This window comes from Cellulomonas algicola, from assembly GCF_003851725.1.
Classification (GTDB): domain Bacteria; phylum Actinomycetota; class Actinomycetes; order Actinomycetales; family Cellulomonadaceae; genus Cellulomonas; species Cellulomonas algicola.
In genome coordinates this window covers 1-13,930 of the sequence record NZ_BHYL01000256.1, presented here as the reverse complement: position 1 = coordinate 13,930, position 13,930 = coordinate 1, and the positions used below count along the sequence as shown (strand labels likewise).

8 protein-coding genes are annotated in these 13,930 nt (G+C 73.3%); 6 read left to right on the top strand and 2 right to left on the bottom strand.

Annotated elements, in window-relative coordinates; genetic code table 11:
- On the top strand, positions 1-1,045 hold a 1,045-nt coding region (locus tag CTKZ_RS21670), incomplete at its 5' end, for a hypothetical protein (RefSeq protein ID WP_160142915.1).
- A gap of 112 nt (positions 1,046-1,157) precedes the next feature.
- Here the strand turns inward: CTKZ_RS21670 and CTKZ_RS15470 are convergent.
- Positions 1,158-2,435: a pectate lyase gene (locus CTKZ_RS15470; protein ID WP_235843509.1), complete on the bottom strand. Its 1,278-nt coding sequence runs from the start codon at positions 2,433-2,435 to the stop codon at positions 1,158-1,160.
- Positions 2,436-2,642: 207 nt separating this feature from the next.
- Between CTKZ_RS15470 and CTKZ_RS15465 the strand changes: the two genes are divergently transcribed.
- Positions 2,643-4,355, top strand: a complete 1,713-nt coding sequence (locus CTKZ_RS15465; RefSeq protein WP_124343779.1) for a cation:proton antiporter — start codon at positions 2,643-2,645, stop codon at positions 4,353-4,355.
- Positions 4,356-4,377: 22 nt separating this feature from the next.
- On the opposite strand, the gene CTKZ_RS15460 is transcribed toward CTKZ_RS15465, so the two are convergent.
- Positions 4,378-5,856, bottom strand: a complete 1,479-nt coding sequence (locus CTKZ_RS15460; protein ID WP_124343778.1) for a helix-turn-helix transcriptional regulator — start codon at positions 5,854-5,856, stop codon at positions 4,378-4,380.
- A gap of 336 nt (positions 5,857-6,192) precedes the next feature.
- Between CTKZ_RS15460 and aceA the strand changes: the two genes are divergently transcribed.
- The 4 genes from aceA to adhE all read left to right on the top strand — a co-directional run bounded on the left by aceA (position 6,193) and on the right by adhE (position 13,691).
- On the top strand, positions 6,193-7,518 hold the full coding sequence (gene aceA / locus CTKZ_RS15455) for an isocitrate lyase (protein WP_124343777.1): 1,326 nt from the start codon (positions 6,193-6,195) through the stop codon (positions 7,516-7,518).
- Between the two features lie 61 nt (positions 7,519-7,579).
- Positions 7,580-9,241 carry a malate synthase A gene (gene aceB, locus CTKZ_RS15450; protein ID WP_124343776.1) on the top strand — a complete coding sequence of 554 codons (1,662 nt, stop codon included), beginning with the start codon at positions 7,580-7,582 and terminating at the stop codon, positions 9,239-9,241.
- Between the two features lie 99 nt (positions 9,242-9,340).
- Positions 9,341-10,729 (top strand): chromate efflux transporter, encoded by a 1,389-nt coding sequence (gene chrA, locus CTKZ_RS15445; protein WP_124343775.1) that lies wholly within the window; start codon positions 9,341-9,343, stop codon positions 10,727-10,729.
- A gap of 211 nt (positions 10,730-10,940) precedes the next feature.
- Positions 10,941-13,691: a bifunctional acetaldehyde-CoA/alcohol dehydrogenase gene (adhE, locus tag CTKZ_RS15440; RefSeq protein WP_200829774.1), complete on the top strand. Its 2,751-nt coding sequence runs from the start codon at positions 10,941-10,943 to the stop codon at positions 13,689-13,691.
- The last annotated feature ends 239 nt before the right edge of the window (positions 13,692-13,930 follow it).

The following is a 13,930-nucleotide window of genomic DNA, read 5'->3' as shown; positions in this document are numbered from 1 at the left end:
GCACCGGCGGGTCCGGCGACGCCGCGCCGCCCGGGCCGCCGCCCAGGGCACCGCCGGGCTGGGCCTCGCGGGGGCGATCGTCGTCACGGCGACCCACGGCGTCGACCTGCTCGGCGGGCCGACGTACCCGGCCGCTCCCCCGCCGCTCCCCGCCGACCAGGTCGCGTCGACGCTGCCCGCCGCGGACGACGCCGCCGCGCCGGGCACGTGCGGCTGGCAGGTGCGCGCGCCCGAGCACACGTCCCCGTGGCACCTCGGCGTGAACCTCGGCCACTACCCGCAGCACCCCCGCTCGTCCCTCCCGGTCGGGGTCACGGTCGAGAGCACGACCTCGCAGCGGATGCCCGCTCCCGTGCGCGTCGTCGCGGAGCGGGACGGCGTCGTCGTCGCCGCGTCGAGCGACGCCTTCGACACCGGCTCGTCGATGGTGCCCGGCACGACCAGCGGCGGGCATCACCTCGCGCTCGTCACGTGCGGCGGCCCGGACGACCACCTCGCGCTGCCCGACGGCTCCTACACGCTGCGGGCCGTGCTCGCCGACCCGGACTCCGGTGAGGTGCTCGCACTCAGCCCGGGCGAGCCGCTGGTCCTCGCCGGGAACGCGCGCGCACCCTGGTGCGACGCCGACGTCGACGTCGTACCGGACGCTGACAGCGCGCTCGAGGTGGAGGGGACGGTCGGCGCCGCCGGGCGCTCCGCCGACCTGACCCTGACGTGGCGGCCCGGGGACGACGGGTGGAAGGGCGACGCGGAGGCGCTGCTGCTCGACGAGCGCGTCGTCCTCGTCGACGCGGCGGGACGCGTCGTCGCGGACTCCCGACGGTGGTCCGACGAGACGTCCTCGGTCGCGGGGACGCTCGCCGCGGGCCGGACGATCTCGATCTCCGTCCAGTGGACGGCGGCGGCGTCGTGCTCGGGGACCGACCTGCCCGCCGGCACGTACACGGCGTACGCGCTCGTCACGCTCGCGCCGACCGACGTCACGGACGTGACGTCGAACGTGCTCGGTGTCGCCCGGCTCGGTGGCGAGGTCGTCGTCCCCTGACGCCGCGAGGCGCGCGAGCGACGGCCCCGCCCTCGGTGCGGGGCGGGGCCGTCGGTCGGTGCGTGACGCGTCGGTCGTGACGCGTCGGTCGTGCCGTGTCAGTCGTGCCGCGTCACCGGTAGCTGATCGACGACGTCGAGTAGCCGCAGGCCGCGGACGGGCCCGAGCCGATCTTGGACGGCTCGCCGGAGGTCACGCCCTTGTACTCCTCGCAGATCGCGATCTTCTTCGACGAGTCGTTGTAGATCTGGACGTTGGTGATCGTCGCCTTGTCGCCGAGGTTGGAGTTGATGCCGACCAGCGACTTGCCCGGCGCGGTCACCTTGACGTTGTCGACGACGACGGTCCGCGCGTACTGCTTGGAGCAGTTCCCGCACGAGCGGTAGAGCTTGCCGAAGTCGGAGACCTGGAAGTTCTTGATGACGAACTTCCCCGGCCCGTTGTGCTGGAACACCTTGTCCGACGCCGACCGTGCGCCGCCGCCGTCGACGGTCATGACCTGCGACGACGACGAGCCCTTGAGCGTCGCGGCGTCCTCGCCGACGTCCTCCCACCAGACGTTCTGCAGCGTGCAGGTGCCGGTGCAGTGCACGCCGTCGCCGGCTCCGGTGCCGATGATGACGTTCTTGAGGACGGCGCCGTCGGAGAGCTGGAAGATCGGCGGCTGCGACTCGTCCTGGTCGCCCGAGGAGATGCCGTAGTAGCGCACGTACCCGCCGTCGAACGTGCCGGAGACGCTGATGGTCGACGACACCTTCTTGGCGCTGGTGGCCGACGGCCAGGCCGGGAACGACCCGCCGTTCGACGGCGGCGGGGTGGTGGTGCCGCCGCCCGAGCCGACCTTCACGAGGTCGAACTGCTGGTTGTACTGGTTGTTGTCGGTGAGCTGGGTGATCGTCGCGCCGTCGGCGGTGGAGCGGTCGGTGACGGTGACGGCCTTGCCGCTGTGCCGGTTGATCAGCCGGATGCGGCTGCCCTCGGAGTCGCCGAGCTTGAACTGCTGGTTGGTGCCGTTGAGGTCGCTGTACTGCCGGAACTCGCCGCCGTCGGCGGTGCTCCAGCCCCACAGGTCGAGGACCTTGCCGGAGTGCCGGTTCTGGAGCTTGTACCAGCCGGACCCGGCGTCGACGAACCTCCACTGCTGCCAGTTCCCGTCGTTGCGGGTCCACTGCTGCACGACGCCGCCGTCGGCGGTGGACCAGTTGGCGACCTCGACCGCCTTGCCGCTCTGCCGGTTGAGCAGCACGTAGTAGGCGCCGGTGTCCACGCTGGCAGCCGACGCGGTCGTCGCGGCGGTGAGGCCGACGGTCGCGGCGACGGCCGTCGCGGCGAGTCCGGCGAGGAACGTGCGCCAGGGGCGCCGTCGCCCCTGGATCGTTGTACGACTCACTGCTGATCCCTCCTTCGGGTAAGGGCTTTCCAGGCCAGTGACCCACGAGCAGGCCGCGACGTAAACCGTCGAAGCGTTTCGCCTGTGCCACTCCGGCCACGACCGCCGGCCGCCGCGCCCGACCCCACTGCTCTGCGCGACCGGGCGCGCCGGTCGGCCCGCTTCGTTAGCGTCGGGCGCAACGGTCGGTCACGGGGAGGACGGCGGATGCATCACGTCGAGGTGTTCCTGCTGCTCGCGGGCGCCGTCCTCGTCGCCGCCGCGTGCCGTCGACGCGGCCTGCCGTCCCCGCTCGTCATCGTCGCGATCTCGCTCGTCGTGTCGCTGGTCCCCGGTGTGCCGCGGTACGAGATCAACTCGGAGATCCTGCTCGAGTTCGTCCTGCCCCCGCTGCTCTACTCGGCCGCGCTCGCGAGCTCGTACCGCGACTTCCGCGCGCAGCTCAGCTCGATCACGCGGCTCGGCGTCGGGCTCGTCCTGCTCAGCGCGCTCGCCGTCGCGCTCGTGTTCTGGGCGCTCGAGCCCGCGGTGTCGTTCGCGGTCGCCCTGGTCCTCGGCGCCGTGGTCGCCCCGCCGGACGCGGTCGCCGCCGCCGCCGTCGGACGGCGGCTCGGGCTCCCCCGCCGCGTCATGACGCTGCTGTCGGGCGAGAGCCTCATCAACGACGCGACGTCGCTCACGCTCTACAAGGTCGCGCTCATCGGCGCCGCGACGGGAGCGTGGGCGTTCGGCGGCGCGGTCGGCACCTTCGCGGTGGCGGTCGTCGCCGGCGTGGGCGTCGGTCTGGCGATCGGCTGGGTCGTGCACGCGATCCGCGTGCGCCTGGACGACCCCGTCGTCGCGTCGGCGATCGGGCTGCTCACCCCGTTCGGCGCGTACTGGGCGGCCGAGGCCGTGCACGGGTCGGGCGTCCTCGCGGTCGTCGCCGCCGGCCTCTACCTGGGCCACACGTCGCCCCGCGCCGGCTACGCCACGCGGCTGTTCGAGGAGCCGATCTGGTCGACGCTCGACATCCTGCTCGAGTCGTTCACGTTCGCCCTCATCGGCATCCAGCTCCCGTGGATCATCCGCGACCTCGTCGCGTCCGACCAGGGCCTCGGGCACGCGGTCACCGTGTCGCTGGCCGTGCTCGCCGTCGCGGTCCTCGTGCGCCCGCTCTACGTCTTCGGCACGGCGTGGTTCGACAACCTGCGCCTGCGCGGAAGCCATCGACCGGAACGGGACGCGCTCACCGTCCGCGAGTCGGCCGTCGTGTCCTGGGCGGGGATGCGCGGCGTGGTCACGCTCGCGGCCGCCGCGGGCATCCCCGCGACGATCGACGGCGGGCCGTTCCCCGACCGGGCGACGATCCAGCTCGCCGCCTACACGGTCGCGATCGGCACGCTCCTCGGGCAGAGCCTCACACTGCCGTGGGTGATCCGCCGCCTCGGGGTCGGGTCCGACGACGAGGCGGCGTCGGACGCCACGCAGGAGGCCGCGACCCGCATCGCGACCGCCGACGCCGTGCAGCAGGTGCTCGAGTCCAAGCGCGGCGAGCTCGCGAAGGTCGTCGGGCAGCCGGCGGCGGACGAGGCGATCGACGCGCTGTCCGCGCGCTGGCGGGGTCGTGCCGCCGCCGCGGCCGTCATGCTCGACCCCGAGAACGCGCCCGACCTGCTGCCCGACGACGTCGACGCGCGCGAGAGCGCCCGCGGGCTCGGACCCGTCGGGAAGGCGCGCGACGGCCGGCTCCCCGGCGCCGCCGAGGGCCGCCGCACCCAACGGTTCCGCCGCGAGATCATCGCCGCGCAGCGCGAGGTGCTCATGCAGCGGCGCGACTCCGGCGAGCTCGACGAGACCGTCATGCGGCGCATGATGCGCGAGCTGGACCTCGAGGACGAGAGCCTGTCGTCGTCGTGGCTCGAGCGCGTGCGGGACTGAGCGCGGCACGCCGGGGACGCCGTCACTCGGGCGCGTGCCGGTCGAGGAACTCGTACACCTCCGTCGTGTCCACGCCCGGGTACGCGCCGACGGGCAGCGCGGCGAGCAGCGACGCGTGCGGCCGCGCCGACGGCCGCGCCTGGTCGCCCCACCGCTCGGCGAGCGTCGACGGGGGCCGGCGGCAGCACGTGGGGTCGGGGCAGCGGCTCGTCGCCCGCTCGGTCGTCTCCCGCCCCTGGAACCAGCGCACGTGCGCGAACGGCACGCCGACGCTGACCGAGAAGGCCCCCTGCGACGACGCCTGCACGCGTGACGTGCACCAGTACGTGCCCGACGAGGTGTCGGTGTACTGGTAGTACGGCGTGAAGCGGTCGGCGAGCGTGAACACGACGCGCGCGGTCCAGTGCCGGCAGACGGGCTGCCCCTCGATCGCACCGAGCGGGTCGGACGGGAAGACGACGCCGTCGTTCTCGTACGCCTTGTGCAGCGTGCCGCCCTCGTGGACCTTCATGAAGTGCACCGGGATGCCGAGGTGCCGCGTCGCGAGGTTGGTGAACCGGTGCGCGGCGGTCTCGTACGGCACGGCGAACTGGTCACGCAGGTCCTCGACCGACAGCCTCCGTTCGGCCTTCGCGGCCTGCAGATACGCGACGGCGCCGTCCTCGGGGAGCATGAGCGCGGCCGCCATGTAGTTGGCCTCGACGCGCTGGCGCAGGAAGTCGCCGTAGCTCGTCGGCTCGGCGTGACCGAGCACGTGGGACGCGAGCGCCTGCAGCAGCGGCGACCGGCTGTCGCTCACGCCGGCCCCGGCCTGCGGCAGGTAGATCCGGCCGTGGGCCAGGTCGGTCACGGTCCGCGTCGAGTGCGGCAGGTCGGGCACGTGGTGCAGCGAGAAGCCCAGGTGCGCGGCGATGTCGGCGGTCGCGCGCTGCGACAGCGGGCCGCCCGCGTGCCCCACGGCCGTGAGCAGCTCGCGCGCGTGGGCCTCGAGCTCGGCGAAGTAGTTGTCCTGCGCACGCATCCGGGCGCGCAGCTCGGCGTTCGCGCGGCGCGCCTCCTCCGGGGTGGCGGCGTTCTCGGTGAGCAGGCGCTGCACCTCGCCCGCGAGCCGGACGAGCGCGTCGAGCGCGTCGGTCGGCAGCGACTTGCCGACCTTGACCTCGGGGATCTGCAGCGACGCGAACAGCGGGCCGCGCTGCGTGCGCTCGAGCTCGACCTCGAGCGCGGCGCGGCGGGTCGGGGGCTCGGGCCGCAGGAGCTCCGCGACGGGCACGCCGAGCGCGTCGGCGACGGCGGACAGGACCCCGACGCGGGGCTCGCGGTGGCCGTTCTCGAGCATCGACACCTGGGACGGCGCGCGGCCGATCGCGCGGCCGAGGTCGTCGAGGGTCATGCCGCGCGCGGTGCGCAGGTGCCGGATCCGGCGGCCCAGGACGAGGGTGTCGAGCGCGCCGGACGACGGGGGCGGGGGTGCCGCGGGGCGGGGCGACGTCGTCGTCATGCCCAGCAACGGTGCCAGCCCGGACCGGTTCCGTCCAGGAGAAGGAACCTGATCCTTCCGACCCTGGAAGCGGTCTCATGGGGCAACTGATGCCCCGCATCCGCAGGTGGAGCGGGCTTCTTCCGTCGCCGCACCGTGCGACCCGCGCAGACGGACCGCGCCGCCGGTCCTTCCGTCGCCGGGAAGAACGCCGGAACTTCACGTTCGCCGGACGGGCCCGCACAGGCTCGGAGCGACCACGGTGGAGGTGCGGGCGGAACCGGAGCCTCCGGTCGACCGCCCGCACCAGACGGCCCGCACCGGCGCGGCCGTCACGACCGGACCGGGAGGTCACCGATGAGCACCGCCACCGACCCCGCCCCCACCACCACGACGCTTCCCGGCGACCGGACGCAGTCCGCGGCCGACCTGGCCGGCGTCTGGGCGACCGACCCGCGCTGGGCCGGGGTCCGTCGGACCCACTCCGCGCAGGACGTCGTCGCGCTGCGCGGGTCGGTCGGCGAGGAGCACACGCTGGCCCGGCGCGGCGCGCAGCGGCTGTGGCAGCTCCTGCACCAGCGCACGCACGTGCCCGCGCTCGGCGCGCTCACGGGCAACCAGGCAGTGCAGCAGGTCCGCGCGGGCCTCGAGGCGATCTACCTGTCGGGCTGGCAGGTCGCCGCCGACGCGAACCTCTCCGGTCAGACGTACCCCGACCAGAGCCTCTACCCCGCCAACTCGGTGCCGGCCGTCGTGCGGCGCATCAACAACGCGCTCCTGCGGGCCGACCAGGTCGAGGTCGCCGAGCACGGGCGGGCGTCCCGCGACTGGCTCGTGCCGGTGGTCGCGGACGCGGAGGCCGGGTTCGGGGGGCCGCTCAACGCCTACGAGCTCATGCACGCGATGATCGCGGCCGGCGCCGCGGGCGTGCACTGGGAGGACCAGCTCGCCGCGGAGAAGAAGTGCGGCCACCTGGGCGGCAAGGTCCTCGTCCCGACCGCGCAGCACGTGCGCACGCTCTCGGCGGCCCGGCTCGCCGCGGACGTCGCCGACGTCCCGACGGTGATCGTCGCCCGCACCGACGCGCTGGGCGCGGACCTGCTGACCAGCGACGCCGACGAGCGCGACCACGCGTTCCTCACGGGCGAGCGGACCGCCGAGGGCTACCACCGGGTCGAGCCGGGTCTCGACGCGGTCGTCGCCCGCGCCGACGCCTACGCGCCGTTCGCCGACCTGCTGTGGGTCGAGACGTCGACGCCCGACCTGGACCTCGCGATCGAGTTCGCCGAGCGCATCCACGAGAAGCACCCCGGCAAGCTGCTGGCGTACAACTGCTCGCCGTCGTTCCACTGGCGCCGCCACCTCGACGACGCGCAGATCGCGCGCTTCCAGCGCGAGCTCGCCGGGTACGGGTACGCGTTCCAGTTCGTCACGCTGGCCGGCTTCCACGCGCTCAACCACTCGATGTTCGACCTGGCCCGCGGCTACGCGCAGCGGGGCATGTCCGCCTACGTCGACCTGCAGCAGGCGGAGATCGCCGCCGAGGCCGACGGCTACACCGCGACCCGCCACCAGCGCGAGGTCGGCACGGGGTACTTCGACCGGGTCGCCACCGCGATCTCGCCCGACGCCTCGACGCTCGCGCTCGCCGGCTCCACCGAGACGGCCCAGTTCACCCACTGACCGCACGACCGCCGCCGCGACGCGCCCCGCGCGCACGTCGGCCCGCACCCGGAGGTGCCTCATGACCGTCCTGACCCCCGCCCGCGCCCCGCTCACCGGTCCCGTGATCCAGCCGCACCTCGACGTGGTCGGCCCGCCGGTCCCCGGTACGGCGGAGATCCTCACGCCCGAGGCGCTCGACTTCGTCGCCGACCTGCACACCGTGTTCGGCACGCGCCGCACGCTGCTGCTCCGCGAGCGCCAGCTCCGCCGCGACCGCATCGCCAACGGCGCCGACCCGGGCTTCCTGCCGCTGACCGCGGGCATCCGTGCCGACCGGTCGTGGCGCGTCGCCGGGCCCGGCCCGGGCCTGGAGGACCGGCGCGTCGAGATCACCGGCCCGTGCGACCGCAAGACGACCGTCAACGCGCTCAACTCGGGTGCGCGCGTCTGGCTGGCGGACCTGGAGGACGCGACGAGCCCGACGTGGGAGAACGTCGTGGGCGCGCAGCACAGGCTGTTCGACGCCATCCGCGGCGACGCCGACTTCACCTCGCCCGAGGGCAAGGAGTACCGCGTCGGCGAGCAGACGCCGACGATCGTCTTCCGCCCGCGCGGCTGGCACCTCGCCGAGAAGCACGTCGAGCACGTCGACCGCGCCGGTCAGCGGTACGGGGCGTCCGCGTCGCTCGTCGACGCCGGGCTGTACCTGTTCCACAACGCGCACGCGCTCATCGACTCCGGTCGCGGCCCGTACCTCTACCTGCCCAAGATCGAGAGCCACCTCGAGGCCCGGCTGTGGGACGACGTCTTCCGGTTCACCGAGGCGTACCTGGGCCTGCGGCACGGCACCATCCGGGCGACCGTCCTCATCGAGACGATCACGGCCGCGTTCGAGATGGAGGAGATCCTCTACGAGCTGCGCGACCACTGCGCGGGGCTGAACGCGGGCCGCTGGGACTACATCTTCAGCATCGTCAAGACGTTCCGGTCGCGCGGCCGCCGCTGGGTGCTGCCGGACCGGTCGCGCGTGACGATGACGGTGCCGTTCATGCAGGCGTACGCGGACCTGCTCGTCGCGACGTGCCACCGGCGCGGGGCGCAGGCGATCGGCGGCATGAGCGCGTTCGTCCCGAACCGGCGCGACCCCGAGGCCAACGAGCGCGCGTTCGCGCAGGTCCGCGCCGACAAGCAGCGCGAGGCCGGGCAGGGGTTCGACGGCACCTGGGTCGCGCACCCCGACCTCGTGCCCGTCGCGCGCGAGGTGTTCGACGCGACGCTCGGCGACCGCCCGGACCAGCGCGACGTGCAGCGCCCCGACGTCACCCCCGACGCCGCCGCGCTGCTCGACGTGGCCTCCGCCGGGGGCACCGAGCCGGGCGCGGTCACCGACGCGGGCCTGCGGACCAACCTGTCCGTCGCCGTCCGCTACCTCGAGGCGTGGCTGCGCGGGACCGGCGCGGTCGCGATCGACGGGCTCATGGAGGACGCGGCCACCGCCGAGATCTCCCGCTCGCAGGTGTGGCAGTGGGTGCACCACGGCGTCGTCACCGACGCGGGGACGACGATCACCGCGGAGCACGTGCGGTCCGTCCTGGCCGACGTGCTGGCCGGGCTCCCCCGCACCGCGGACGACCGGTTCGACGACGCCGCGGCCCTCGTCGAGGAGGTCGCGCTCGGCGACGACTTCCCGACGTTCCTCACGGTCCCGGCGTACGCGCAGCACCTCGTCGTGCGTCGCTGACCTGCGACGGACGCCCGCTCGGCGTGGCGCCACCCCACCCCGGTGGTGCCACGCCGAGACGCGACCCGGCGCGCCCAGCGGGGCGGCGATACTCGTCGGGTGGACGACGCCACGACCCCGACGCCGGTCGCGACACCCCGGGACGTCATCCCGTTCCGGACCGCCGTGCACGCCTGGTTCGCGATCTCGTGGCAGACCTTCGGCGGCCCCGCCGGCCAGATCGCGGTGATGCAGCGGACGCTCGTCGACGAGCTGGGCTGGATCGGGCAGCGCCGCTTCCTGCACGCGCTCAACTACTGCATGCTCCTGCCCGGTCCCGAGGCGCAGCAGCTCGCGGTCTACACCGGCTGGCTGCTCAACGGGACGCGCGGCGGGATCGTCGCGGGCGGGCTGTTCGTGCTGCCCGGGATGCTCGCGCTCCTCGCGCTCGCCGCGATCTACGTCGCGTTCGGCGACACCACGGTCGTCGGCGCGGTGTTCGCGGGCCTCGCCCCCGCCGTGCTCGCGATCGTCGCGCAGGCGGTGGTCCGCGTCGGGCGGCGCGCGCTCACGAGCCCCGCGCTCGTCGCGCTCGCGGTCGGCTCGTTCGTCGCGCTCGCGCTGTTCGCCGTGCCGTTCCCGCTGGTCGTGCTGGCCGCTGGGCTGACCGGTTGGCTGCTCCACCGCGTCGCGCCGCACCAGATCGACCCACCGACGCCCCGGGCCGAGGCCGACCCCGAGAGCCGCACCCCGCTCATCCCCGACGACGCCCTGCACGCCGAACGCCCCTCCGGGCGGCGCACCGCACGCGTCCTGGCGATCGGCCTGGCTGTCTGGGCCCTCCCGGTGCTGGCGGTGATCGCGATCACCGGCCGGGACAGCACGCTCACGCACCTCGGCACGTTCTTCTCCGGCACCGCGGTCGTGACGTTCGGCGGCGCGTACGCCGTGCTCGCGTACGTCGCGCAGCGCGCGGTCGAGACGTACGGGTGGGTCACCCCGGGCGAGATGACGCGCGGCCTGGCGCTGGCCGAGACGACCCCCGGCCCGCTCATCATGGTCGTGCAGTTCGTCGCGTTCCTCGCCGCCTACCGCGCCCCGGGCGACCTGGATCCCTGGGCCGCGGCGGTCGTCGGCGCGCTGCTCGTGACGTGGGTGACGTTCGTGCCGTCGTTCCTCTTCATCTTCCTCGGCGCGCCCTACGTCGAGCGGCTGCGCAGCAACCGCGCGCTCGGCGCCGCCCTCACGGCCGTGACCGCCGCGGTCGTCGGGGTCATCGCGAACCTCGCGCTGTACTTCACGACGCACACCCTGTTCGCGGAGTCCACGCCGACCACCTGGGGGCCGCTGCGGCTCGACGTCCCCGACGTCGGCACGCTCCAGCCGTGGTCGCTCGCGATCGCCGTCGTGGGCGGCGTGCTCGTCTTCGCCCTGCGGTGGTCGGTGCTCCGCACGCTCGCCGTGTGCGCCGCCCTCGGCCTCGCGCTGGGCCTCGTCGGCCTGCTCTGACCAGCCCGCGGGCCGCGCGACCCCCGCCACCCGGGACCCAGGTCCCGGGTCCCTCACCTGCGGTTTCGTACCCCACGGGGTCCTGGCGCCACCTCAGGACCTTCGGCTCAGTCATCCGATGACTGGTCCCCCTAGCGTCGAAGACGTCAACGGCGACGACTCCAGCAACCGCCCGGAGACACACCCCGGGCACCGACCAGGGGAGCACACGGTGACTGTCACCGAGTCCGGCACCACCCGCACGACCAAGGCCAAGAAGGCCGTCGCGACCGCGCCCGCCGCGGCCGCGCCCGCCGCACCTGCGCTCCCCGAGGACCAGGTCGCGACCGCGATCGACCAGCTCGTCGCCAACGCGACGAAGGCGCTCGCCGAGTACGCGCGCTTCACGCAGGAGGACGTGGACCGCTTCGTCAAGAAGGGCTCCGTCGCGGCGCTCGACCAGCACGGGCAGCTCGCGAAGCTCGCGGTCGAGGAGACCGGGCGCGGCGTGTTCGAGGACAAGGCCGTGAAGAACATCTTCGCGTGCGAGCACGTCACGAACTCCATGGCGGACCTCAAGACGGTCGGCGTCATCGCCCGCGACGAGCTGCGCGGCATCACCGAGATCGCGGAGCCGGTGGGCGTCGTCTGCGGCGTCACGCCGGTGACCAACCCGACGTCGACGGCGATCTTCAAGTCGCTGATCTCGCTCAAGACCCGCAACCCGATCATCTTCGCGTTCCACCCGGGCGCGCAGCGCTCGTCGGTCGAGGCGGCCAGGATCGTGCGCGACGCGGCCGTGGCGGCCGGTGCCCCCGAGCACTGCATCCAGTGGGTCGAGACGCCGTCGATCGCGGCGACCAACACGCTCATGAACCACCCGGGCGTGAGCCTGATCCTCGCGACCGGCGGCAACGCGATGGTCCGCGCCGCGTACTCGTGCGGCAAGCCGGCCCTCGGCGTCGGCGCGGGCAACGTCCCCGCCTACATCGAGAAGACCGCCAAGCTGAAGCGCGCCGTGAACGACGTCGTGCTCTCCAAGGCGTTCGACAACGGCATGATCTGCGCGTCCGAGCAGGCCGTCATCCTGGACGACGAGATCTACGACGCCGCGATGGCGGAGTTCGCCGTCCTGCACGCCTACCTGGCGACGCCGGCCGAGAAGACCATGCTCGAGCAGTTCATCTTCGGCGTCGACGCGCAGGGCACGAACTGCGGCGACGCGAAGCTCAACCCGACGGTCGTCGGCAAGTCCCCGCAGTGGATCGCCGAGCAGGCCGGCTTCACCGTCCCCGCGGACACGTCGATCATCCTCGCCGAGGTCGGGAGCGTCGGCCCCCAGGAGCCCCTGACGCGAGAGAAGCTCGCGCCCGTCCTCGCGGTGCTGCGCGCGACCACGACCGAGCAGGGCATCGCGCTCGCCGAGCAGATGGTCGAGTTCGACGGTCTCGGCCACTCGGCCGCGATCCACACCCGCGACGACGCGCTCACCGAGGAGTTCGGCAGCCGCGTCAAGGCCGTCCGCGTCATCGCGAACGCGCCCTCGTCGCTCGGCGGCATCGGCGACATCTACAACGCGTTCATCCCCTCGCTCACGCTGGGCTGCGGCTCCTACGGCCACAACTCGGTCTCGAACAACGTCTCGGCGGTGAACCTCATCAACGTCAAGCGCGTCGGCCGGCGCAACAACAACCTGCAGTGGTTCAAGGTCCCGGCGAAGACGTACTTCGAGCCGAACGCGATCCGCTACCTGCAGGACATGCCCGACGTCGAGCGCGTCACGATCGTCACCGACGCGACCATGACCACCCTGGGCTTCGTCGACAAGATCATCGACGTCCTGAACCGCCGGCACAGCAAGGTCGCGCTGCAGATCATCGACCAGGTCGAGCCCGAGCCGTCGGTCCGCACCGTGCAGAACGGCGCGGCGCAGATGCGCCACTTCCGCCCGGACACGATCATCGCGCTCGGCGGTGGCTCGCCCATGGACGCCGCGAAGGTCATGTGGCTGCTGTACGAGCACCCGGAGATCAACTTCTCCGACCTCAAGCAGAAGTTCTTCGACGTCCGCAAGCGCGCCTTCAAGTTCCCGACGCTCGGCGAGCTCGCGCAGCTCGTCTGCATCCCGACGACGTCGGGCACGGGTGCCGAGGTCACGCCGTTCGCGGTCATCTCCGACCCCGACGCGGGCAAGAAGTACCCGCTGGCCGACTACGCGCTGACCCCGTCGGTCGCGATCATCGACCCGGTGCTCACGGCCAAGATGCCCCCGTCGCTCGCGGCGGACTCGGGCTTCGACGCCCTGACGCACGCGACCGAGGCGTACGTGTCCGTCTACGCGAACGACTTCACCGACGGCATGGCGCTGCAGGCGATCCGCCTCATCTTCGACAACCTCGCGATGTCGGTGAACGGCGACCCGGCCGACCCGGCCACGCGGGACGCGCGGGAGAAGATGCACAACGCGGGCACCATCGCCGGCATGAGCTTCGGCAACGCGTTCCTCGGGATCGTGCACGCCATGGCGCACGTCGTCGGCTCGACGTACCACCTGGTGCACGGCCGCACGAACGCCACGCTCCTGCCGCACGTCATCCGCTACAACGGCACCGTCCCGACCAAGCTCACGAGCTGGCCGAAGTACGAGCACTACGTCGCCCCGGAGCGGTTCCAGCAGATCGCGCAGATGCTCGGCCTGCCGGCGGCCACCCCGGCCGAGGGCGTCGAGTCCTACGCGCTCGCCGTCGAGGCGCTGCGCTCCAAGGTCGGCATCCCGTCGTCCTTCCAGGCGCAGGGCGTCGCCGAGCAGGAGTTCATGTCGCGTCTCGACGAGGTCGCCATGGGCGCCTACGAGGACCAGTGCGCTCCCGCCAACCCGCGGATGCCGATGATCGACGACATGAAGGACCTCATGACCGCGGCCTACTACGGCACGTCGCTGGAGGACGTCCGTCACCGCCGCACCGAGCAGCAGGAGGCCTGACCTCCGGCGCGGCGGTCCGTCCAGCCCTCCTCCCCCTGGTGGGCGGACCGCCGCCCTGCTCGACCCTGACGCCCCGTCCGGCCGCTGCCTCAGCCGGACGGGGCGTCGTCGTCCCCGCCCGCGTCGGCGCCCGGTCCGGCCGGGGCGCCGCGGGGCACGTCCGGGCCGACGTCGGCGCAGGTCGTGGACACGGCGCGGCGGGGGCGGCACGCCGGCGCCGGTGTCGCTCGGGGTGCCGC

Bases quoted from the DNA above. Each gene is read 5' to 3' on its own strand.
- CTKZ_RS15465 (WP_124343779.1), top strand. From the start codon at position 2,643: ATGCATCACGTCGAGGTGTTCCTGCTGCTCGCGGGCGCCGTCCTCGTC.
- CTKZ_RS15460 (WP_124343778.1), bottom strand. From the start codon at position 5,856: ATGACGACGACGTCGCCCCGCCCCGCGGCACCCCCGCCCCCGTCGTCC.
- aceA (WP_124343777.1), top strand. From the start codon at position 6,193: ATGAGCACCGCCACCGACCCCGCCCCCACCACCACGACGCTTCCCGGC.
- aceB (WP_124343776.1), top strand. From the start codon at position 7,580: ATGACCGTCCTGACCCCCGCCCGCGCCCCGCTCACCGGTCCCGTGATC.